Annotated in this window: 14 protein-coding genes; 9 read left to right on the forward strand and 5 right to left on the reverse strand. The window is 72.0% G+C overall.

Annotated elements, in window-relative coordinates:
• Positions 1 to 7: 7 nt before the first annotated feature.
• Positions 8 to 1,138, reverse strand: a complete 1,131-nt coding sequence (gene gcvT / locus IGA62_RS04035; RefSeq protein WP_145816195.1) for a glycine cleavage system aminomethyltransferase GcvT — start codon at positions 1,136 to 1,138, stop codon at positions 8 to 10.
• Positions 1,139 to 1,297: 159 nt separating this feature from the next.
• On the opposite strand from gcvT, the gene IGA62_RS04040 reads away from it, so the two are divergent.
• Positions 1,298 to 2,869 carry a leucyl aminopeptidase gene (locus IGA62_RS04040; protein ID WP_145816194.1) on the forward strand — a complete coding sequence of 524 codons (1,572 nt, stop codon included), beginning with the start codon at positions 1,298 to 1,300 and terminating at the stop codon, positions 2,867 to 2,869.
• A gap of 109 nt (positions 2,870 to 2,978) precedes the next feature.
• On the opposite strand, the gene IGA62_RS04045 is transcribed toward IGA62_RS04040, so the two are convergent.
• Positions 2,979 to 3,311 carry a hypothetical protein gene (locus IGA62_RS04045; protein ID WP_145816193.1) on the reverse strand — a complete coding sequence of 111 codons (333 nt, stop codon included), beginning with the start codon at positions 3,309 to 3,311 and terminating at the stop codon, positions 2,979 to 2,981.
• A 122-nt stretch (positions 3,312 to 3,433) separates the two neighbouring features.
• Here IGA62_RS04045 and lpdA point away from each other — a divergent pair, with 122 nt between their 5' ends.
• The 3 genes from lpdA (at position 3,434) to IGA62_RS04060 (ending at position 11,211) form a co-directional block, all read left to right on the forward strand.
• A complete protein-coding gene (gene lpdA / locus IGA62_RS04050) occupies positions 3,434 to 4,879 on the forward strand; it encodes a dihydrolipoyl dehydrogenase (RefSeq protein WP_186500208.1) in 1,446 nt (481 codons plus the stop codon).
• A gap of 74 nt (positions 4,880 to 4,953) precedes the next feature.
• Positions 4,954 to 6,768 carry a 2-oxoglutarate dehydrogenase, E2 component, dihydrolipoamide succinyltransferase gene (sucB, locus tag IGA62_RS04055; RefSeq protein ID WP_145816191.1) on the forward strand — a complete coding sequence of 605 codons (1,815 nt, stop codon included), beginning with the start codon at positions 4,954 to 4,956 and terminating at the stop codon, positions 6,766 to 6,768.
• A gap of 180 nt (positions 6,769 to 6,948) precedes the next feature.
• Positions 6,949 to 11,211, forward strand: coding sequence for a Tc toxin subunit A-related protein (locus tag IGA62_RS04060; RefSeq protein WP_145816190.1), 4,263 nt, complete (start codon positions 6,949 to 6,951; stop codon positions 11,209 to 11,211).
• Positions 11,212 to 11,244: 33 nt separating this feature from the next.
• On the opposite strand, the gene IGA62_RS04065 is transcribed toward IGA62_RS04060, so the two are convergent.
• A complete protein-coding gene (locus tag IGA62_RS04065; protein WP_145816189.1) occupies positions 11,245 to 12,447 on the reverse strand; it encodes an alpha/beta fold hydrolase in 1,203 nt (400 codons plus the stop codon).
• A gap of 350 nt (positions 12,448 to 12,797) precedes the next feature.
• Between IGA62_RS04065 and IGA62_RS04070 the strand changes: the two genes are divergently transcribed.
• From IGA62_RS04070 to IGA62_RS04080, 3 genes are all read left to right on the forward strand, one after another.
• A complete protein-coding gene (locus IGA62_RS04070; RefSeq protein WP_186499750.1) occupies positions 12,798 to 12,938 on the forward strand; it encodes a hypothetical protein in 141 nt (46 codons plus the stop codon).
• Between the two features lie 12 nt (positions 12,939 to 12,950).
• A complete protein-coding gene (locus tag IGA62_RS04075) occupies positions 12,951 to 13,295 on the forward strand; it encodes an antibiotic biosynthesis monooxygenase family protein (RefSeq protein ID WP_145816188.1) in 345 nt (114 codons plus the stop codon).
• 77 nt (positions 13,296 to 13,372) lie between these two features.
• Positions 13,373 to 14,290 carry a TIGR01777 family oxidoreductase gene (locus tag IGA62_RS04080; RefSeq protein WP_145816187.1) on the forward strand — a complete coding sequence of 306 codons (918 nt, stop codon included), beginning with the start codon at positions 13,373 to 13,375 and terminating at the stop codon, positions 14,288 to 14,290.
• Between the two features lie 149 nt (positions 14,291 to 14,439).
• On the opposite strand, the gene IGA62_RS04085 is transcribed toward IGA62_RS04080, so the two are convergent.
• The gene (locus IGA62_RS04085) at positions 14,440 to 15,639 is read right to left on the reverse strand and encodes an extracellular catalytic domain type 1 short-chain-length polyhydroxyalkanoate depolymerase (protein ID WP_145816186.1); all 1,200 of its coding nucleotides are present in this window, start codon (positions 15,637 to 15,639) and stop codon (positions 14,440 to 14,442) included.
• A 213-nt stretch (positions 15,640 to 15,852) separates the two neighbouring features.
• Between IGA62_RS04085 and IGA62_RS04090 the strand changes: the two genes are divergently transcribed.
• Together IGA62_RS04090 and lipB are read left to right on the forward strand one after the other, a co-directional pair.
• Positions 15,853 to 17,676 (forward strand): glycosyltransferase family protein, encoded by a 1,824-nt coding sequence (locus IGA62_RS04090; RefSeq protein ID WP_145816185.1) that lies wholly within the window; start codon positions 15,853 to 15,855, stop codon positions 17,674 to 17,676.
• Between the two features lie 93 nt (positions 17,677 to 17,769).
• On the forward strand, positions 17,770 to 18,408 hold the full coding sequence (lipB, locus tag IGA62_RS04095; RefSeq protein ID WP_145816184.1) for a lipoyl(octanoyl) transferase LipB: 639 nt from the start codon (positions 17,770 to 17,772) through the stop codon (positions 18,406 to 18,408).
• 250 nt (positions 18,409 to 18,658) lie between these two features.
• Here lipB and aspS read toward each other — a convergent pair whose 3' ends face one another.
• Entirely contained in the window at positions 18,659 to 19,945 is a 1,287-nt protein-coding gene (gene aspS, locus IGA62_RS04100) for an aspartate--tRNA(Asn) ligase (protein WP_145816183.1), read from the reverse strand.
• Positions 19,946 to 20,184: the final 239 nt, after the last annotated feature.

Genomic DNA, 20,184 nt, shown 5'->3' on the forward strand with positions numbered 1-20,184 from the left:
GGCCGGTTCACCTGACGGAGGGGTCGACGAAGGGGGGCCGGGTGACGCGCATGCGGGCGCGGCGCCCCCGGACGTCGACCTCCACCTCGTCGCCGTCGGCCAGGCCGACCGCCGTGTCGAGCAGGGCCAGGGCGACACCCTGCTTGCGGGTGGGCGAGAAGGTGCCGCTGGTGACCGTGCCGACCTCGGCGTCACCGACCCGCACGACCATGCCGGGACGGGGGATCGCCCGGTCGACCGCCACCAGGCCACGCAGGGTACGCCGGGGGCCGGCGGCCTTCTCGGCGCGCAGCGCGTCCCGCCCCCAGAAGGCCGGCTTGTCCCAGCCGACCGCCCAGCCGCAGCGCGCCTGCACCGGGGTGATCTCCAGCGACAGGTCCTGCCCGTGCAGCGGGTACCCCATCTCGGTGCGCAGCGTGTCCCGGGCGGCCAGGCCGCAGGCCCGCAGCCCGAACTCGGCCCCGGCGGCGTGCAGGGCGTCCCAGACGGCAACCGCGTGCGCGGCGGGCACCACCAGCTCGTAGCCGAGTTCGCCGGTGTAGCCGGTGCGGCAGACGGTCAGTTCCACCCCGTCCAGGGTGGCGGTGGAGAAGCTCATGTAGTCGTGCCCGGTGGGCAGGCCGAGGGCGTCCAGCAGCGCGGCCGAGCGCGGCCCCTGCACGGCCAGCACGGCGTACGCCTCGTGCTCGTCGGTGACGGTGACCGACGACGGCGCGGCGGCGCGCAGCCGGCGCGTCACCTCGGCGGTGTTGGCGGCGTTCGGGATGAGGAAGACGTGCCCGTCGTCGTGCAGGTAGGCGATGATGTCGTCGACCACCCCGCCGGTCGCGTCGTCGCAGCAGAGGGTGTACTGCGCCCGTCCGGGGCCGATCCGGCCCAGGTCGTTGCTGAGGCAGGAGTTGACGAACCCGGCCGCGCCCGGTCCCGTCACCCGCACCTTGCCGAGGTGGGACACGTCGAAGACACCGACGGCCTCCCGGACCGCGGTGTGCTCCTTGAGCACACCGCCGCCGGCGTACTCCAGGGGCATCTCCCAGCCCCCGAAGGGAGCGAACTTCGCGCCTGCGGCGGTGTGCCGCTCGTGCAGCGGGGAACGACGCGACCGGGTCGCGGTCGCGTCGGAGGTCACGTCGGTCATGGTGGCAACTTACCGGGGACCGCACCGCTGGTTAGCATCGGCGGGACCCGCCGTATCCACGGGCGGGACAACCCTGTCCCCCGGCGGGTAGGTTGCCCCCGAAGACCATCACCGCCGGACGCAACCCGCGACCGGCCCGGCCCGCCCGGAGTAGCTTCAGTGACATCGCCCAGCACCACCCTGAGCCTGGTCGACACCGACCCCGCCGAGCTTGCCGTCGACGCCATCGTGATCGGCGTGCACAGTCAGACCGGTGAGCAGGACGCCACCAGCGGCCCTGTCGGTTCCCTGCTCCTCGGCAGCGGCGCGGAGAGCATCGCCGCCGCCTTCGACGGCAAGCTGACCGAGACGCTGGCGCTGCTCGGCGCGACCGGCGCTCCCGGCGAGGTGATCAAGCTCGCCACGCTGGGCACGATCACCGCACCGATCGTCGCCGCGGTCGGGCTGGGCGCGGAGCCGACCGGCGCCGCCCCGGCGCCGGAGACGCTGCGCCGGGCCGCCGGGTCGGCGGTGCGGGCACTGGTCGGCGCCGGCCGGGTGGCGCTGAGCCTGCCGCTGCCGGACGACGCGGACGCCCCGGCGGCGCTGCGCGCGGTCGCCGAGGGCGCGCTGCTGGGCGGGTACCGGTTCGCCGGCTACAAGACCAAGCCGCAGCCGGCCCGGCGGGAGCCGGTGGCGGAGGTGCTGGTGGCGGTGCCGGACGCCGGGGACGCCACCGCACAGGCGGAGATCGCCCGGGCGGCCACGGTGGCCGGCGCGGTGCGGCTCAGCCGGGACTGGGTCAACACCGCCCCCAACGACAAGCGCCCGCCGGCCTTCGCCGACACGGTGGCCGAGGCCGCCCGGGCCGCCGGCCTGACCGTCGAGGTGCTCGACGAGGCGGCCCTGGCCGAGGGGGGCTACGGCGGCATCATCGCCGTCGGGCAGGGCTCGGAGGCCCCGCCGCGGCTGGTCAAGATCACGTACACCCCGGAGGGCGGGGCGACCGGCAAGCGGGTGGCGCTGGTCGGCAAGGGCATCACCTTCGACACCGGCGGCATCTCCATCAAGCCGTCCCAGGGCATGTGGGAGATGAAGTCCGACATGGCCGGCGCGGCGGCGGTCGCGGCGACCATGCTGGCCGTCGCGGCGCTGAAGCCGTCGGTGGCGGTGAGCGCCTACGTCCCGATGGCGGAGAACATGCCGTCGGGTACGGCGTACCGGCCGGGCGACGTCATCACCATGTTCAACGGCAAGCGGGTCGAGGTGCTCAACACCGACGCCGAGGGGCGGATGGTCCTGGCCGACGCGATGGCGCGGGCCTGCGCGGACGGCTGCGACTACCTCGTCGAGACCTCCACCCTGACCGGCGGGCAGGTGATCTCCCTCGGCAAGCGGGTCGCCGGGGTGATGGGGACGCCGGAGCTCTGCGAGCGGGTGAAGGCGGTCGGCGACGCGGTCGGCGAGCCGGCCTGGCCGATGCCGCTGCCGGACGACGTGCGCAAGGGCATGGACTCCGATGTCGCCGACATCTCCCAGGTCAACGCCGGGATGGACCGGGCCGGGCACATGCTCCAGGGCGGCACGTTCCTGCGCGAGTTCGTCTCCGACGACGTGGCCTGGGCGCACATCGACATCGCCGGTCCGAGCTACCACTCGGGCGAGCCGACCGGATACTGGACCAAGGGCGGCACCGGCGTGCCGGTCCGGACCCTGGTGCAGCTCGTCGAGGACATCGCCGCCGAGGGCTGAGGTGGTAGGAGGGGACCCCTGTTACCGCTTTTCGGGTAGCAGGGGTCCCCTGCACACACCCGGGCCGCGCAGACGCCCACCGACGGGAGCCGAGGGTGCGGGCGGTACCTCAGTACCGCTCGGGGCGGCGCTTGCGTCGCTCGTTGAAGTCGCGCATCCGTTGCGGGTAGCCGACCAGGCGCACGTCGTAGATGGGGATGGCGAGCCGGTGGGCGAAGCGGCGGGCGTTCTCCGGCGAGTCGATACGGCGGCGGGTCCACTCCCCGTCGTCGGCGATCAGCATCACCGTGGTCTCGGTGACGGTGGTCCGGGGTTCGATGAACGCCTCGACCCCACGCCTGGTCCGGACGAAGTTCTCCAGGTGCTCAAGATCGGCGCGGCTGGCCGCGCGTCCCGGACCCGTGTCACCGCTGGGCTTGCGTCGTCGCCGGAACAGCGCCACCGGCCATCCCCTCCACCCGCCGTCTCGAGACACCTTCCGCCAAGCGTACGTGTCCTCGACGTGTCGTTGAGCACCTGACTACGCGCGCTGCGAGGGCAGGTGACAAGATGACCGAGGCGAGTATGCCCTTTTCCTGGCATGACCCTCGTAGCAGCGACGCGACCTGGGAGTTGAGTGTGAGCGAGCCGAACGACGCGACCTTCGACGTTGTCATCCTCGGAGGAGGCAGTGGCGGCTATGCGGCGGCGCTGCGCGCCGCCCAGCTGGACCTCAAGGTCGCACTGATCGAGAAGGGCAAGCTCGGCGGGACCTGCCTGCACAACGGCTGCATCCCGACCAAGGCCCTGCTGCACGCGGCCGAGATCGCCGACAACACCCGCGAGTCGGAGCAGTTCGGCGTCAAGGCCGAGCTGGTCGGCATCGACATGGCCGGGGTCAACTCGTACAAGGACGGCGTCATCGCCCGCCTGTACAAGGGCCTCCAGGGCCTGGTCGGCAGCTCGAAGAACATCACCTTCGTGTCGGGGGCCGGCCGCCTGGTCGGGCCGAACGTCGTCGAGGTCGACGGCAAGCGCTACACCGGCCGTAACGTCGTGCTGGCCACCGGCTCGTACGCCCGCAGCCTGCCCGGCCTGGAGGTCGACGGCGAGCGGGTGATCACCAGTGACCACGCGCTGACCCTGGACCGGGTGCCCGCGTCGGCGATCGTGCTCGGCGGCGGCGTGATCGGCGTCGAGTTCGCCAGCGTCTGGAAGTCCTTCGGGGTGGACGTGACGATCATCGAGGCGCTGCCCCGGCTGGTCGCCGCCGAGGACGAGGAGTCGTCGAAGGCGCTGGAGCGGGCGTTCCGCAAGCGGAAGATCAACTTCAAGGTCGGCAAGCCCTTCGAGAAGGTCGAGAAGACCGAGAAGGGCGTCAAGGTCACCATCTCCGGCGGCGAGACCGTCGAGGCCGAGCTGCTGCTCGTCGCCGTCGGCCGCGGCCCGGTCACCGCCGACCTCGGGTACGAGGAGCAGGGCGTCAAGATCGACCGCGGGTACGTGCTGACCGACGAGCGGCTGCGCACCGGTGTGCCGAACGTCTACGCGGTCGGCGACATCGTCCCCGGTCTCCAGCTGGCGCACCGCGGCTTCCAGCAGGGCATCTTCGTCGCCGAGGAGATCGCCGGCCTGAACCCCGCCGTGATCGACGAGGCGGGCATCCCCCGGGTCACCTACTGCGACCCGGAGCTGGCGTCGGTCGGTCTCACCGAGGCCAAGGCCAAGGAGCAGTACGGGGCGGACAAGATCAAGACCTACAACTACAACCTGGGTGGCAACGGCAAGAGCCAGATCCTCAAGACCACGGGCTTCGTCAAGCTGGTCCGGGTCGAGGACGGACCGGTGGTCGGCGTGCACATGGTCGGCGCCCGGGTCGGTGAGCTGATCGGCGAGGCGCAGCTCATCTACAACTGGGAGGCCTACCCGGCCGAGGTGGCGCAGCTCGTGCACGCCCACCCGACGCAGAACGAGGCCCTCGGCGAGGCGCACCTCGCCCTGGCGGGCAAGCCGCTGCACGCGCACGCCTGACCACACCCACATCCGCGGCGTCCGGCGGCAAGCGGGCGAGGATCCGTACCCAGGCCACGAAGGAGTCTTGAAAGATGCCGGTATCGGTCACCATGCCCCGGCTCGGCGAAAGCGTCACCGAGGGCACCGTCACGCGCTGGCTCAAGCAGGAGGGCGACACGGTCGAGGTCGACGAGCCGCTGCTCGAGGTCTCGACCGACAAGGTCGACACCGAGATCCCGTCCCCCGCGGCGGGGGTGCTGAGCCGGATCATGGTGGGCGAGGACGAGACCGCCGAGGTCGGCAGCGAGCTCGCCGTCATCGCCGGTGAGGGCGAGGAGACCGGCGGCGGCGCTCCCCAGGAGGAGCAGGAGGCTCCGGCGGAGAAGGCCGAGCCGACCGCCGCCGCCGAGGGCACCGGCCCCGAGCCGGAGCAGCCGAAGGCCGAGGCTGCCCCGGCCCCGTCGGGCGAGGGCACCCCGGTCACCCTGCCGGCGCTGGGCGAGAGCGTCACCGAGGGTACGGTCACCCGCTGGCTCAAGCAGGTCGGCGACAGCGTCGAGGTCGACGAGCCGCTGCTCGAGGTCTCGACCGACAAGGTCGACACCGAGATCCCGTCGCCGGTCGCCGGCACCCTGCTCGAGATCAAGGTCGCCGAGGACGAGACCGCCCCCGTCGGTGCCACCCTGGCGGTGGTCGGCGCGGCCGGTGCTGCCCCGGCCGAGGCCAAGCCGGAACCGAAGCCCGAGCCCGAGGCCAAGCCGGAGCCGAAGGCCGAGGCCAAGCCGGAGCCGAAGCCCGAGCCGGCCGCCCAGGAGCCGACCCCGGGCCTGTCCTACAACGAGCCGTCCGCCGAGGCCGAGACGGCGGCGCAGCCCGCCAAGGCCGAGCAGCAGGCCACGCCGGCCGCCCCGACGGCCGCCCCGCAGCGGCCGGCCGCCCCGGCGCAGGGCGGTGGCGAGGAGGCCGCCGGTTACGTGACCCCGCTGGTCCGCAAGCTGGCCAGCGAGCACGGCGTCGACCTCTCCTCGATCAGCGGCACCGGTGTCGGTGGCCGGATCCGCAAGCAGGACGTGCTGGACGCGGTGGAGAAGGCCAAGGCGGCCAAGGCCGCACCGGCCCCCGCCGCCGCACCGGCTCCGGCCGCGGCGGCCCCGGCCAAGCCGAAGGCCCAGCCGAGCGCCAAGCGGGGCACCACCGAGAAGATGCCCCGGATCCGCGCGGTCATCGCCAAGCGGATGCAGGAGTCGCTGCACGAGATGGCGCAGCTCACCACGGTGGTCGAGGTGGACGTCACCAAGGTCGCCAAGCTGCGGGCCCGGGCCAAGGACGCCTTCCTGGCGCGGCACGGCGTGAAGCTCTCCTTCCTGCCGTTCTTCGCGCTGGCGGCGGTCGAGGCGCTCCAGACGTACCCGGTGGTCAACGCCAGCATGGACCTCGACGCCGGCACGATCACCTACCCGAAGTCCGAGAACCTCGGCATCGCGGTGGACACCGAGCGGGGCCTGATGGTGCCGGTCGTGCACGACGCCGGTGACCTCAACCTGGGTGGGCTGGCCAAGCGGATCGCCGACCTGGCCGACCGCACCCGGACCAACAAGATCAGCCCGGACGAGATCGCCGGGGCGACCTTCACCCTCACCAACACCGGCAGCCGGGGGGCCCTGTTCGACACCCCGATCGTGCCGTCGCCGCAGTCGGCGATGCTCGGCACCGGTGCGGTCGTCAAGCGCCCGGTCGTGGTGAACGACCCGGAGCTGGGCGAGGTGATCGCCGTCCGGTCGATGGTCTACCTGGCCCTCTCCTACGACCACCGGCTGATCGACGGTGCCGACGCGGCCCGCTTCCTGGTCGCCATCAAGGAGCGCCTGGAGGCCGGCAACTTCGAGGCGGAGCTGGGCCTGTCCTGACCCGCTGAGCACGCCGACGAAGGGGCGCCCCGACCACCGGGGCGCCCCTTCGCTGTGCCGGACGCCGCCATCCTCCACACCGGCCGTGGCAAGCCACCAACCGGCCCGACTGGCGCGACGTTCGCGCCAGGTCACCAGAATGCGGCAAACCGCCACCGGCTACCTATCTACGATTATCGGATGAAAACCGGCCAGATTTCCGAGGGCCTGGCCATCCGCGTCGTGGTCCGGCACGAGACGACGGATCGGCTGCTCTCCGACGTCGGCGTCGAGGCGGTGTCCGGCGACCGGGTCGTCGCCAGGGCCCGGACGGACGGCGAGGGAATCGCCGGGCTGGAGATCGACGAGAACCTGTGGCGGCAGCCGTTGACCGTGCGGATCGACCGGGACGGCGAGGAGACTCCGGTCACCCGGGAGGCCCTGTTCCACGACGAGCCGATCCGGCTGGCCGTCCGCGGACGGGGCGATGTCGACCGGGGCCGCCTGGCGATGCTGGCCGACCACCTGGTCGCCACGCGCCGCGTCCTCGCCGGCGACCTGGTCGACGACCTGACCCGTCCGGCCCCCGACAGCATGGTCCGCCTCCTGACGCCTGGCGAGCGGGCCCACCTGCTCGACAAGCTCGGTGGGGGTGACCAGCAGGCCGACGTACGGGTGGTGAATCCCGACGCGCTGCGGGACGGCACCGTGGGCTACCTCCCGCACCCCGACCTCGACGCCCATGTCGACGTCGACAAGATCGACCCGGACCGCTTCACCTGGCCCGGACCCCTCTGGGACTGGTTCCCGTGGTCGCTGCCGGACGACCAGTCCTACCGTGACTACCTGCACGGCGTGTTCGTGCTCTTCGCGCACCAGCAGAAGCTCGGGGTCACGGCTGACGCCACGGCGTTCCCGGACCTTGTCGAACGGCAGCTGAAGCGACGGTTCTTCCAGGACTTCCGCACGGCCGATCGCACCGAGACGCCGCTCAACAAGCTACTGATCCCGCTCGTCACGGCGATCCTGACCGCGCCGACGGGGAACGGGTTCGGGTTCGCCGTGCCTGTCGCGAGCATCCCGCCGCAGGGCAACCTGACCGACCGCGCGCACCTCGACGTGCTCCTGGCGCTGGCACCGGTGGACGTGGAGGAGTTCGCCAACCGCTACCGACTTCCGCTGCACGAACCCGACACCACCGTCTCCACTCCGGTGCTCCTCAACGTCCACACACTCTCGCGTGTCCTGAGCGACACCGCGCAGGGTCCGGTCGAGCCAGCCGAGAACGTGATCGAGCCGCAACTGCCCGGCGTCGAGGGCAAGCCGATCCTGTGGCCCGACGTGGTCGGCTCGGCGCCGTTCTTCCTGCGTTTCGACGAGTGGCTCGGCCGCCAGCAGCCGTTCTTCCCCGAGAACCTCTTCGCCCTGCGCACCCAGGTCGACGGCGTGGCGCGGGGCCCGTGGCTGGACGAGAACCGCAGGAAGTTCCTTCAGTACCACGAGACGATCCCCTTCACACACACGAGCGAGCCGTACGCGCCCTTCTTCGGCTCGATCGGCGAGGTGCGCCGGTCGGCGACGTTCCTGCTGCGGTACGGCGCGGCCGACGCGAAGCTCGTCGAACTCGTCGAAGCGATCGACAAGGGCCAGTTCGCCACGGCGGTGCGCCTGGCCGACGAGGCCGAGCAGCTGCTCCGGGACGCCAGCCCCAACCCGGCTGCCGGTGAGGACTGGGAGCCGGAGTTCAGCGCCGGCAACTCCTCGCGCCCGGCGAGCCTCGCCCGCCGCCGAGCCGTCAAGGTCACCACCATCGTCGAACTGACCGGCACGCGTAAGCCGTACCTGCCGGACGGCTTCGAGCGGTTCTTCGAGCTGGGCCGGCCCACCGACCTCTGGCGCGACGTCGGGTCCTTCCGGATCGCCCGGGACCACGCCACCCGGCTGCGCACCTACCAGGAGCGATTCCTGCTGCCGATGCTGCGCGCGCTGATCCGTTGGGGGCTGGGCGACATCCCCGGCGTCGTCGAGGTCCTCTCGACGGTGACGGGGTACTACGTCGGCGTCGGAATGCTGGGCACCCCGGGCGGAATGGTGCAGCACCCCGACACCCACGAGGCCAAGCGCGTGGTCGCCGGCCGGCTGCGGTGGGACGACCCGCTGGGCGACCGTCCCTACACGGCGCGGGTGATGTACGACGACGGCCGCCACCTGGACGGTCCGTTCCCGCTCACGCCGCAGGTGCGCAACCGGTTCGACGTGACGAAGCCGGATCCGTCGATCCTGCATCCGCTCGAGGAGCGGTACGCCCGCATGGCGCAGGCCGACGCCCTGCTCGCCTGGGGCGAGACGCTCTACCGCACCGACGACCGGGCGAGTCTGGAGCGCGCCCGCGAGCTCTACAAGGCGGTCGTGTTCCTGCACGGCGAGGACCCGGGGACCATGGCCTACCGGCCGGTCGTCCTCGGTTCCCCCACGCTCGGTCCGGCGCAGAACCCGCGCCGGCGCAACCAGCTCGACCGGGCCCGGCTGGCGCTGCAACAGCTGTCGGCCGGGCTGAACTTCTACGGCTACGACGACGAGACCGTGCCGACGCTGCGCTACCAGACCCTCGTCGGTGCGGCCCAGCGCTGGGCGACCGGCGCCAAGTCGGCCCAGAACGACTACCTCGCCTACCTCAGCCGGGTCGAGCAACTCGACCTCGACCTGCTCGCCGCCAAGGCGCACGAGCGCAAGGCCCAGGCGACCGTGGCGATCGCCACCGAGCAGGTCGAGATCGCGAAGGCAGGCGTGGTCGTCGCCCAGAAGTTGGTCACCGACGTCGAGAGGTTGATCGAGAAGAAGAGGCAGGAGATCGCGGACTCCAACTCCATCTTCAACCAGTACAAGGACTACCTGAGCGGTATGAAGTCCGGCGTCATGTCCATCGTCGACGTCGCCAAGGACGGTTCGTCGGCGTCGAAGGATCTGGAACTGACCACTGACCAGGACCTCAAGGGCGTCGTCAAGACCGTCGGCAGCGAGGCGTGGGCGGGCAGCGGGACCGCCGGCGGTCTGGCCGTCGTCGGAGCGTACGCCGCCTTCGCCGTGATCAGCACCAACACGTTGCAGGGCATGGCCGAGGCTGCCGTCAAACGCGACAACGAGTTGAAAGCGCTGACCAACGAGACGCTGCCCGCCGCCAAGGCCGCGGTCCAGGTGCACGAACGGCAGGTGGCCATCGCGAGACTCCAGGGCCAGATCGCCGCGACCGATCTCGCCTACGCTCGCGACCTGATCACCTACCAGAACGAGCGGTACCTCAACCGCGACTTCTGGGACGCGCTGGCGGGCGTCGCCCGGCGCTCGCTGCACCGCTACCTCGATCTTGCCGGCCAGGCCGCGTGGTTCGCCGAGCGGGCGCTCGCCTACGAGTTGGCGACGCCGGTCAGGGTGATCCGGCTGGGCTACTTCGACCCGCGCATGCGCGACGTCGGCGGCGTCGACCGGCTGTCCCTGGATCTCGCCGAGCTGGAGGCGGTGCGCCTCGGGTCTGCCCGGCTGAGCCTGCCGCTCACCCGCACCTACTCCCTCGCGCGCGACCTGCCGCTGGCATTCGGGCAGCTCAAGCAGACCGGCCGGTGCACGTTCACCCTCACCGACGACGACCTCCTGGCCAGCCATCCCGGCACGTACGCGCACCGCATCCGCACCGTCGAGGTCCTGGTGGAGGCTCCGGGCACGGTGGAGCGGCCGCGCGGGATCCTCACCAACATGGGGTTCTCGCTGCTCCGCCGCTCCCCTGCCGCCGAGCGGGTCCCGCTGCTTCGCTTCGCCGACGCCTACCCGGTCAGCGAGTTCCGGGTCCGGCGCGACCTGGAGTTGCACGGCCTGCCCGGCGAGCAACTGCTCCCGTTCGAGGGCACCGCGTTCACGACGACCTGGACACTCGAGTTGCCCCCGGGCGTGAACCCCGTGGGGCTCGGCCGCGTCACCGACGTACTCTTCACCTTCGACCTGCGGGCGTCCTACGCCGCCAAGCGGACCGACACCGCCCTGGCGCCCGCGCCCGCCTCGCGGTCGCAGTTCGTCTCGGCGCTCTCGGTCGACACCGACGGGCTCGCGAGTCTGCGGACACCGCCGCCGACGACAAAACTGCGCTTCGCGCTCGACAAGCTCCCGCTCCCGCAGGGTGGCAGGGTCACCAACCTCGCCGTGATCCTGCCCGGCGTCGACGGCGGGACGTTCAACGCCCGGCTCCGGGTCGGCACCACCACCACGGCGTTCCCGATCGTGGACGGCATCGCGATGTCCAACACCGGGGTGCTCAGCGACGGGAACCCCGCCAACGCGCTGCCGCTCAACGCGGCCACCGGCGGCTCCCCCGCCCGGATCGTCGAGTTGGAGATCAACAAAGGGAACGACGCCGACCGGCTGGCCGCCGCGCGGGACGTACTGCTGTGGGTGGAATACGACGTCGTCGAGTAGCGGAACCCATCCCACCGGCAGGTGAGCCCCCACCTACAGTGGCTCGGACAGCACGCCCATCGGGTCGATCGAGGTGGGCTTGACCTCGCCGTTCTTGTCCACCGAGAACGTTCCGGTGCTGTTGCCGTCGATGCTGTGGTCGGGCGAGTTCAGCCACTCCTTCGACAGCCGGTACAGATGCTCGCGCTGACGCTCCCAGACGACGAAGTGGCCCGCACAGTCCAGTCGATACATGAGCTTGCGGTGGCCCTGAACGGCGTAGTAGAGATCGGGGACGGACAACGGGCCCGAGAAGGAGGCCGGATTGTTGGCTGTCGTGTCGCGGGCTCCGTAGATGATGAGCAGGGGCACCCTCGTACCGAGGTCGGTGCGGTCCGCGGACACGATGCTCGAGTTCCAGCCCCACCAGTACACGTTGCGGACTCGCGTCACCCCCGGCCCCCAACTGCTGCCGCGCGGGTCGTTGGCCATGATCGCGTTCCACACCACGTCGACCACGTTGTTGGCATCGTCCCGCTGATCCGGGCAGTTGACCGTGTCGAGCTGGCTGTCCCACCCGGCCTTGAAGAATGTCTTGTCCTCTATGTGCATGGGGAACCCGTACAGGCCGACCGGAGCCGAGATCGCGTCCTCGAGAAGCGGCGGGTCGTAGGTCGATCTGCCCTGGAGCGGAAAGATCGGCGCGACCAGAAGAAGGCTGGACACCTTTTTGGGATACGTCATCGCGTACGGCCCGAGCGCGTAGGCGGCCGCCGAGTAACCGATCAGCGCGATCTGCTGGCCCGCCGGCAGTCTGAGCTCTTTTCTGATCCACTCGACGACCGCGTCGAGCTCGTCCTGGTCGGTCTGCGAGTTGTTCAGCTGCTTCCGATACGTCGGTGCGCACGACACACCGATGAGGCGCTGCTGGGCAGGGTTGACGTTGCACGGCTGGTCCATCTGCGCGGGGCGGGACGAACGACCCATGCCCTGCAGGTCCATGACGAACACGTCGAAGCCGTCGTTCGCCAACTCCCTGGCCCAGCTGTAACTGCCGAAGTTGCTGTCCAGGTCGGCCCAGACGAGACCTGGAACGCTCCTGCCGTGCAGCATGAGGACGGGCCTGCGGCGCGCGGCGGGGAGGCTGTCGACGTCGTTGCGCCTGAGCCACCGCACGAAGAGGTTCACGTCCGTGTCCCTGTTCGCGGGGACGGTGGACCTGTGCGCAACGGTGCGGTCCTCGGTGATGATGCCCATGCTGCTCCCCGTCCATCGCTCGACCGGGAGACGGAGGCCCCGGCAGGTCCAGCATCGCCTGGCGGCTCCCACCCCACGAATCCGACCACGGCACGTCACCCGACCGGGCTACCGGCGTCGGAACCGACCTCCCGGCCCGCTACCCGTGACCACGATCGTCGTGGGAGACGGTTGCCGGACCGACCCCGTCCGTCCACAGGGGTGGGTTCTCCGACGGACCGTCGGAGCCACCACGAGCCACGCTCGCGGACGGGTCGAGTCCCGGGCCGGAGGGCCCGTGGCGGGGGTGACCACCCGGGTAGGGTGATCGGCGGCGTCGCGGTGCACCCGGCAGGGAGACCGCCGAGGGCATGGAGGCGCGGGGCGGCCACGGGACGATCGTGCACCCCGGCGAGGACGGTGGGACGTTCCGCGTGCCGGCCGAGCAGGTGCCGCAGCTCGGCACGGCGGACCTGCCGGGTCTTCCCCTCCCGACCGACCCCTCCGGCTGACGAGGACGAACGATGTCGACCACCGCACACACCGTCATCAGCACCGACGCCGACCTGGTCACGTTGATCAACGTGTTCACCGTGGCGCCCGAACGGCAGGCCGAACTGGTCGAAACCCTCGACCGGACCACCCGGGCGTTCTTCGCCACGGTGCCGGGATTCCGGTCGGCCAACGTGCACGCCAGCCAGGACGGCACCCGCGTGGTCAACTACGCGCAGTGGGCCAGCGCGGCCCATTTCCAGGCGATGCTCCGGATGCCCGAGGCCCGCCCGCACCTGGCCGAGATCGGCGCGCTCGTCGAGCAGAGCGACCCGAAGCTGTACGAGGTCCGCAGCACCCATCACCGCGCGCCCTGACCGGGACGAGCCGACCCGGGTGGGTCGTTCGCCACCCACCCTCGTCCGGCGACACCGGATCTGGGCGAAGATGGGGCATGCGGATCCTCATGGCCGGTGCGTCCGGCTTCCTGGGCACCCGACTGGCCGCCCGGCTCGCCGACGACGGGCACGAGATCACCCGGCTGGTACGCCGTGCCCCACGCGGCCCCGGCGAGGTGCGGTGGGACCCCCGAACCGCGCAGCTCGACCCGACCGTGGTGGCGGGGGTCGACGCGGTGGTCAACCTGGCCGGCGCGGGGGTCGGCGACAAGCGCTGGAACGACGCGTACCGGGCGCTGATCCGGTCGAGCCGGGTGGAGAGCACGAGCACCCTCGCCATCAAAATGGCCGGCCTGCCCACCGAGGACCGTCCGAAGGTGCTGCTGAACGGCTCGGCCGTCGGCTGGTACGGCAACACGGGCGACCGGGCCGTGGACGAGGACGCCCCGGCGGGTGAGGGCTTCCTCGCGGACGTCGTCCGGGTGTGGGAGGCGGCGACCCGCCCGGCCGAGGACGCCGGGGTACGGGTGGTGCGGCTGCGTACCGGGCTGCCGCTGCACCGCGACGGCGGCCTGCTCAAGCCGCAGCTCCTCCCGTTCCGGCTCGGCGTCGGCGGAAAGCTGGGCAACGGCCGGCAGTGGATACCGTGGATCTCGATGGTCGACTGGCTCGACGCGGTGGTCCACCTGCTCGACCGGGTCGACGTGGCCGGCCCGGTGAACGTCGTCGGCCCGAACCCGGTCCGGAACGCGGAGTTCACCCGGGAGCTGGCGCGGCAACTGCACCGGCCGGCGGTCATGCCGATCCCGGCGGTGGCGTTGAAGATCGCACTGGGCGGCTTCGCCCAGGAGGCGTTGACCAGTGCCCGGGTTCTGCCCGGGGTCCTGACCCGGGCCGGCCGCCCCTACCGTTCCGGTTTCCCCTTCCGCCACCCGGACCTGCCGAGCGCCCTGCACGCCGCGCTGCACGAATAGCCGTCCGCCTCCGCCCCCCGCCGCTCCCCCGCCCCGCTCCCCCGCCCCGTTCCCCGGCTCGCGCGTGCCGCGCCGCCGAAGGTGGATGCAGGGGCCCCCTCCTCGACAGAAAGCGGTAGGAAGGGACCCCTGCAAACACCTCAGCCACCTCAGCAGCCGATCACCCAGTAGCTCGGGGCGGTCTGCTTGAGGGTGGTGCTGGTGAAGGTGTTGTACAGCCCCATCCGCTGCTGCGAGCCGACCGCGTAGGCGTACCCGCCGGACTGGTAGGCGCGACCGGCGGTGACGTGCGCGTAGTTGCTGGCGGTCACGCAGGTGGGGGCGGCCGTCGGAGACGGCGTGGGGCTGGCGGTCGGGGTCGGGCCGCTGGAACCTCCGTCGAGGCCGAACCAGAGCGCGTCCCGGTACGCCGAGCAGATGGTGTCCAGGAAGTACGCCGCCGCGGTGCCGCACTGGTCGGCGCCGCTGCCCGGGTCGACCGGGGTGCCGTGCCCCATGCCGGAGACCCGGTAGACACGTACCCGGTCGTTGCCGTAGGTCTCCAGCGTGGTGCCGGCGGGCAGCGTGGTGGTGCCGGTGGGGGTCTGCGAGACACCGGCCACGTTGGTCCACTGGTCGCGGGACTCGGTGGCGTTCGCCGTGGCCACGGTGTAGTCGGCGGTGCCGTGCCAGATCGCCACCTTCGGCCGGGCACCGGTGTAGCCGGGGTGGGCGGCACGGACCAGATCGCCCCACTGGGCGGGGGTCTTGTTCACACCCGGGTTCATGCAGGAGAACGCGTTGATCATGCTGGTGGCGCAGCGGTACGGCACACCCGCGACGATCGAGCCGCCGGCGAAGACGTCCGGGTACGTGGCGAGCATGGTGGCGGTCATCGCGCCCCCGGCGGAGAGGCCGCTGACGTACACCCGGTTCGCGGCGATGCCGTAGTTGGCCTTCGCGTGGTCGACCATCTGCTTGATGGACAGCGCCTCACCCTGGCCCCGGGTGGTGTCGCCGGTCTCGAACCAGTTGAAGCACGAGCTGGAGTTGTTGCCGGACTTCTGCTCGGCCAGGATCAGCGCGAACTGCCACTGGTCGGCGTACTTGCGCCAGCCGGAGTTGGTGAAGTAGCCGGTGGCGTTCTGCGCGCAGCCGTGCAGCAGCACCACGGCGGGGGCCCCGGCCGGCAGGCCGTCCGGCCGGTAGGCGTACATGGCGAGGTTGCCGGGGTTGGAACCGAAACCGGTGACCGGGGTCAGGCTGGCGGCCTGCGCGGGTGCGGCGACCACTGCGGCCGCCGTGACGGCGAGGACGGCTCCGGCCAGCGCGGTGGCCAACCGGGTGAGGACGGACGGGGGTCGACGCACGGCGGCCTCCAAATTGTGAACTGAGTCACTAGAATTGCCGCGACGTTACGCCGGGATGACGAAGACGTGACATGGCCGCCGTTCACACATTCACCATCCTCGACGTGTGGACAGGTGGCGACGCCCCGGTCGCCCTCGCCCCGCCCACCGCCGCGCTCCCGGAGGTTCCGTGTCCGGCCGGTCTGTCCCCGGACGGTTGGTAACGTCCGCTCCGTGCCGACTTCCCCGTCCCTGGTCACCGGGCCACCCGCACCGTCGTCCGCACCGACCCGGAGCCGGCGGGCGGACCTGGTGATGGCGCTGGTCGCGCTCGTCCTGGCGGTCTGGGTGACCAGCGGACTCTGGTGGGACCCGAACGGACGGGCGATCACCGTCAACTCCAGCGACCAGGCTCTCTTCGAGTGGCTGCTGGCCTTCGGCGCGCACGCGCTCACCCACGGCGACAACCCGCTCTTCACGTACCTGCTCAACGTCCCGGACGGGGTCAACCTCGCGGTCAACACCTCGATCACCGTGTACGCGGCGGTGTTCGCGCCGCTGACGTACCTGATCGGCCCGCCCGCGACGTTCCTGGTGATCCTCACCCTCAACCTGGCCGCGACCGCGCTGGCCTGGTACTGGCTGCTCTCCCGACACCTGGTGCGCACCCGGCTCGCGGCCGGCGCCGGGGCACTGGTGATCGCCTTCTCCCCCGGCATGGTCTCGCACGCCAACGCGCACCTGAACTGGACCGCAGGCTGGCTGGTGCCGCTGCTGGTCTGGCGGCTGTTCGCGCTCCGTCAGCCGGGCCGCTGGCTGCGCAACGGGGCGATCTTCGGGGTGCTGGTCGCGGTCGCGTTCTCGATCGCCGCCGAGGGGCTGTTCTTCACCGCGCTCGCCCTCGCCGTCTTCCTCGCCGTCTGGGCGGCGCACCCCGCGAACCGGGCCACGGTCCGGGCCGCGCTGCCGGACTTCCTGCGCGGCACCGCGGTCACCGCCGTGGTCGCCGGGGTGCTCCTGGCGTACCCGCTCTGGCTGCACTTCGCCGGGCCGCAGCGGTTCCACGGCACCGGGTTCGACCCGGTGGTCCACTCCGAGGACATGGCGGCGTACCTGGCGTACCCGCGCCGGTCGGTGGCGGGCGAGGCCGGTCTCGGCACCTCGCTGGCCCCGAACCCGACCGAGGAGAACTCGTTCTTCGGCATCCCGTTGCTGCTGCTCGCCCTGGTCTGCTTCGGCTTCCTCTGGCGGCACGCCGTCGCCGCCCGCCGGGCCACCCTCCTCGCGCTCGGGGTGACCGCCGTGGTGTTCACCGTGCTCTCCTGGGGGCCGCAGGCCGTCGTCGACGGCGAGCGGACGGGCGTCACGCTGCCCTTCGAATGGCTGGGCCGACTACCGGTGATCAACGCCGCGCTGCCGGCCCGGTTGGCGCTGGTGGTCGCCCCGGTGATCGGGCTGCTGCTGGCGTACACCGTCGACCGGCTGCGCACCGATCCACCCCGGCACCGGTCGACCGGGCTGGCCTGGGCGGTCGGGTACGCCGTGGCGCTGCTGCCGCTGGTGCCCACCCCGCTGCTGACCGTCGCCCGGGAGCCGATCCCGGAGTTCATCACCACCGGCACCTGGCGCGAGCACGTCTCCCCCGGCGGGGTGCTGACCCCGATCCCGCTGACGGTGGACGTCACCCCGGACGGGCAGCGCTGGCAGGCGTACGCCCTGTCCCACCGGCAGGGTGAGTTCGCCCTGCCGGCCGGCTTCTTCCTCGGCCCCGGCGGACCGGACGGGCGGGGTCGGATCGGGCCGGTGCCGCGTACCTTCGACTCGCTGATGGACCAGGCCGGACGGACCGGACGGGTGCCGATCGTCACCGAGGGCACCCGGGAGCTGGTCCGGGAGGACCTGCGGCGCTGGCGGGTCGAGGCGGTGGTCCTCGCCGACCGGGTGCACGGCGCGAAGTACGACCTCGACGAGGAGTCGCTGCGCCGGGCGGCCACCGAGCTGCTCGGTCCTCCCCAGCGGGTCCACGACGTCTGGCTGTGGACGATCCCACCGGCCTGAGCCCGAACCGGACGCCCCGCCGGCCGACCGTGGCGGGCCGGGTGAGACGGCTCACCGGGGGCGGCGGGTCCGGCCGGTACTACGCTGGACGACGTGACCACGACGACGTCCGGCCTGACCGCTGTCCGTGCGGGTTCCCTCGACTACCAGGCTGCCTGGGACGAGCAGCGCCGGCTGCACGAGGCGGTGGTGGCCGGGGCGAGCCCCGACACCGTGCTGCTGCTGGAGCACCCGAGCGTCTACACCGCCGGCAAGCGCACCGAGCCCTGGGACCGCCCGATGGACGGCACCCCGGTGATCGACGTGGACCGGGGCGGCAAGATCACCTGGCACGGGCCGGGTCAGCTCGTCGGCTACCCGATCGTGCGGCTGCCCGACCCGGTGGACGTGGTCGCCTACGTACGCCGGACCGAGCAGCTGCTGATCGACGTCTGCGCCGAATTCGGGCTGGCCGCCGACCGGGTGGACGGACGCAGCGGGGTCTGGGTGCCGGCCGACGACCGGGGTCCGGCCCGCAAGGTCGCGGCCATCGGCATCCGGGTCTCCCGGGGCGTCACCCAGCACGGCTTCTCGCTCAACTGCGACTGCGACCTGACGTACTTCGACCGGATCGTGCCGTGCGGCATCCGGGACGCGGGTGTCACCTCGCTCAGCGCCGAGCTGGGCCGCCCGGTCACCGTGGCCGACGCGCTTCCGGTGGTCGAGCGGCACCTGCCCACCCTGCTCGGCTGAACCCACCCCTCCTCCCGCTCGCGCCGGTGTAGCGGCAGCGCTAGGTCGCGCTGCCGCTACACCGGCGCTTCGTGCTGTCGCCGCACTGCCGCTCCGCGTTGCCGCTGCACCGGCGCTCCGCTGCGCTTGGGTGGTTGCAGGGGACCCCTCCTCACCAAAATCCGGTAACAGGGGTCCCCTGCTTCCACCTCACCCCGCCCCGCACCACCCCGGCCCGGTGGCGGGCGGCCGGGGCGGTGCGGGGCGAGGGCTACGGCGTCAGCCGGTGCAGGTCGCGGGGGAAGGCGGTCACCTCGCGGACGTTGGCCGCACCGACGAGGCGGGCGACCAGGCGTTCCAGGCCGATGGCGAAGCCACCGTGCGGCGGCATGCCGTGTCGGAACGCGTCGACGTAGTCCGCGTACGGCTCGACCGGCTCGCCCCGTTCGGCCAACGCCGCCAGGTAGTCCGCGTGCCGGTGCAGCCGCTGCCCGCCGGTGACCAGCTCGACGCCCCGGAACAGCAGGTCGAACCCGTTCGAGTAGGCCGGGCGGGCCGGGTCGGGGTGGGTGTAGAAGGGGCGTTTCGCCATCGGGTACCCGGTGACGAAGAGGAAGTCGGAGCCGTGTTCACGCCGGGCCCACTCGCCCAGAGCCCGTTCGTGCGCCGGGGCGAGGTCGGGCTCGTCGGCCGGAGCGCCCGCGATGGCCAGCGCCTCGGTGAAGTGCACGGCGGGGATCTCCGCCGGCACCGGTGGGACGGCCGCGTCGAGCAGCGTCAACGCCGGCCCGGCCCGGTCGGCGACGGTGTCGAGGAGCCCGGCGAGGGTGTCCCGGAGCACGGTCATGACGTCCCGGTGGTCGGTGACGAAGCCCAGCTCGGCGTCGAGCGAGGTGTACTGGGCCAGGTGCCGGGCGGTGTCGTGCGGCTCGGCGCGGAACACCGGCCCGACCTCGTAGACGCGTTCGAGGACGCCGACCAGGAGCTGCTTGTAGAACTGCGGCGACTGGGCCAGGTAGGCCGGCCGCCCGAAGTAGTCCAGGGCGAAGACGTTCGCCCCGCTCTCGGTGGACGAGCCGACGATCTTCGGGGTGTGGACCTCCACGAAGCCCCGGGCGTCCAGGGTGGCCCGGAAGCCGGCGACCGCCGCCGCCGCGACGCGCAGCGCCGCCGACCGACGCGGGTGGCGTAGGGCCACCGGGGCGTGGTCGAGCTGCGTCGGCAGGGTCGCGCTCAGGGTCGGCCGGAACAGGTCGAACGGCGGCGGTACGGCCGGCGGGCCGAGTGGTCGTACCGTCGGGTCGGTCAGCTCGACCCCGGCGGGGGCCGTCGGGTTGGCGGTGACCGTGCCGACCACCTCGACGACGGTCTCCTCGGCCAACGCCTCGACGGCCGCGCGCACGGCCGGGTCGGTGACCACCACCTGGGCCGTCCCGGCGGCGTCCCGGACGATCAGGAAGGCCACCGACTTGAGCAGCCGGCGGCGGTGGGTCCAGCCGGCGATCCGGACGGTCGCGCCGACGTGGGCGGGAAGTTGGGCGGAAAGGATGCGTTGCACGCTGGTTACCTCCTCGATCAATCGCAACGCGATCCCCAGGGAGGTGTGGGCGAGCGGGAACCTCGCGGTGCCACCACACCTTCGCCCCCGCCGTGGGCGGGAGCCTCGTTCGTCGCCTTTTCACCGGGGCCAGCCGGGCGGGGTCTACTGGGCGCGGGGCGTCCCGCCGCCGTTCTTCCCGCAGCTCGGGAGGGTCTTCACGCACCGCCGCCAGACCGCCTCGCAGCACTTCGGCGGCT

Source organism: Micromonospora sagamiensis (assembly GCF_014680085.1).
Lineage (GTDB): Bacteria > Actinomycetota > Actinomycetes > Mycobacteriales > Micromonosporaceae > Micromonospora > Micromonospora inyonensis.

Bases quoted from the DNA above. Each gene is read 5' to 3' on its own strand.
- IGA62_RS04080 (WP_145816187.1), top strand. From the start codon at position 13,373: ATGCGGATCCTCATGGCCGGTGCGTCCGGCTTCCTGGGCACCCGACTG.
- IGA62_RS04070 (WP_186499750.1), top strand. From the start codon at position 12,798: ATGGAGGCGCGGGGCGGCCACGGGACGATCGTGCACCCCGGCGAGGAC.
- gcvT (WP_145816195.1), bottom strand. From the start codon at position 1,138: ATGACCGACGTGACCTCCGACGCGACCGCGACCCGGTCGCGTCGTTCC.
- sucB (WP_145816191.1), top strand. From the start codon at position 4,954: ATGCCGGTATCGGTCACCATGCCCCGGCTCGGCGAAAGCGTCACCGAG.
- lpdA (WP_186500208.1), top strand. From the start codon at position 3,434: ATGCCCTTTTCCTGGCATGACCCTCGTAGCAGCGACGCGACCTGGGAG.
- IGA62_RS04065 (WP_145816189.1), bottom strand. From the start codon at position 12,447: ATGGGCATCATCACCGAGGACCGCACCGTTGCGCACAGGTCCACCGTC.
- IGA62_RS04075 (WP_145816188.1), top strand. From the start codon at position 12,951: ATGTCGACCACCGCACACACCGTCATCAGCACCGACGCCGACCTGGTC.
- IGA62_RS04060 (WP_145816190.1), top strand. From the start codon at position 6,949: ATGAAAACCGGCCAGATTTCCGAGGGCCTGGCCATCCGCGTCGTGGTC.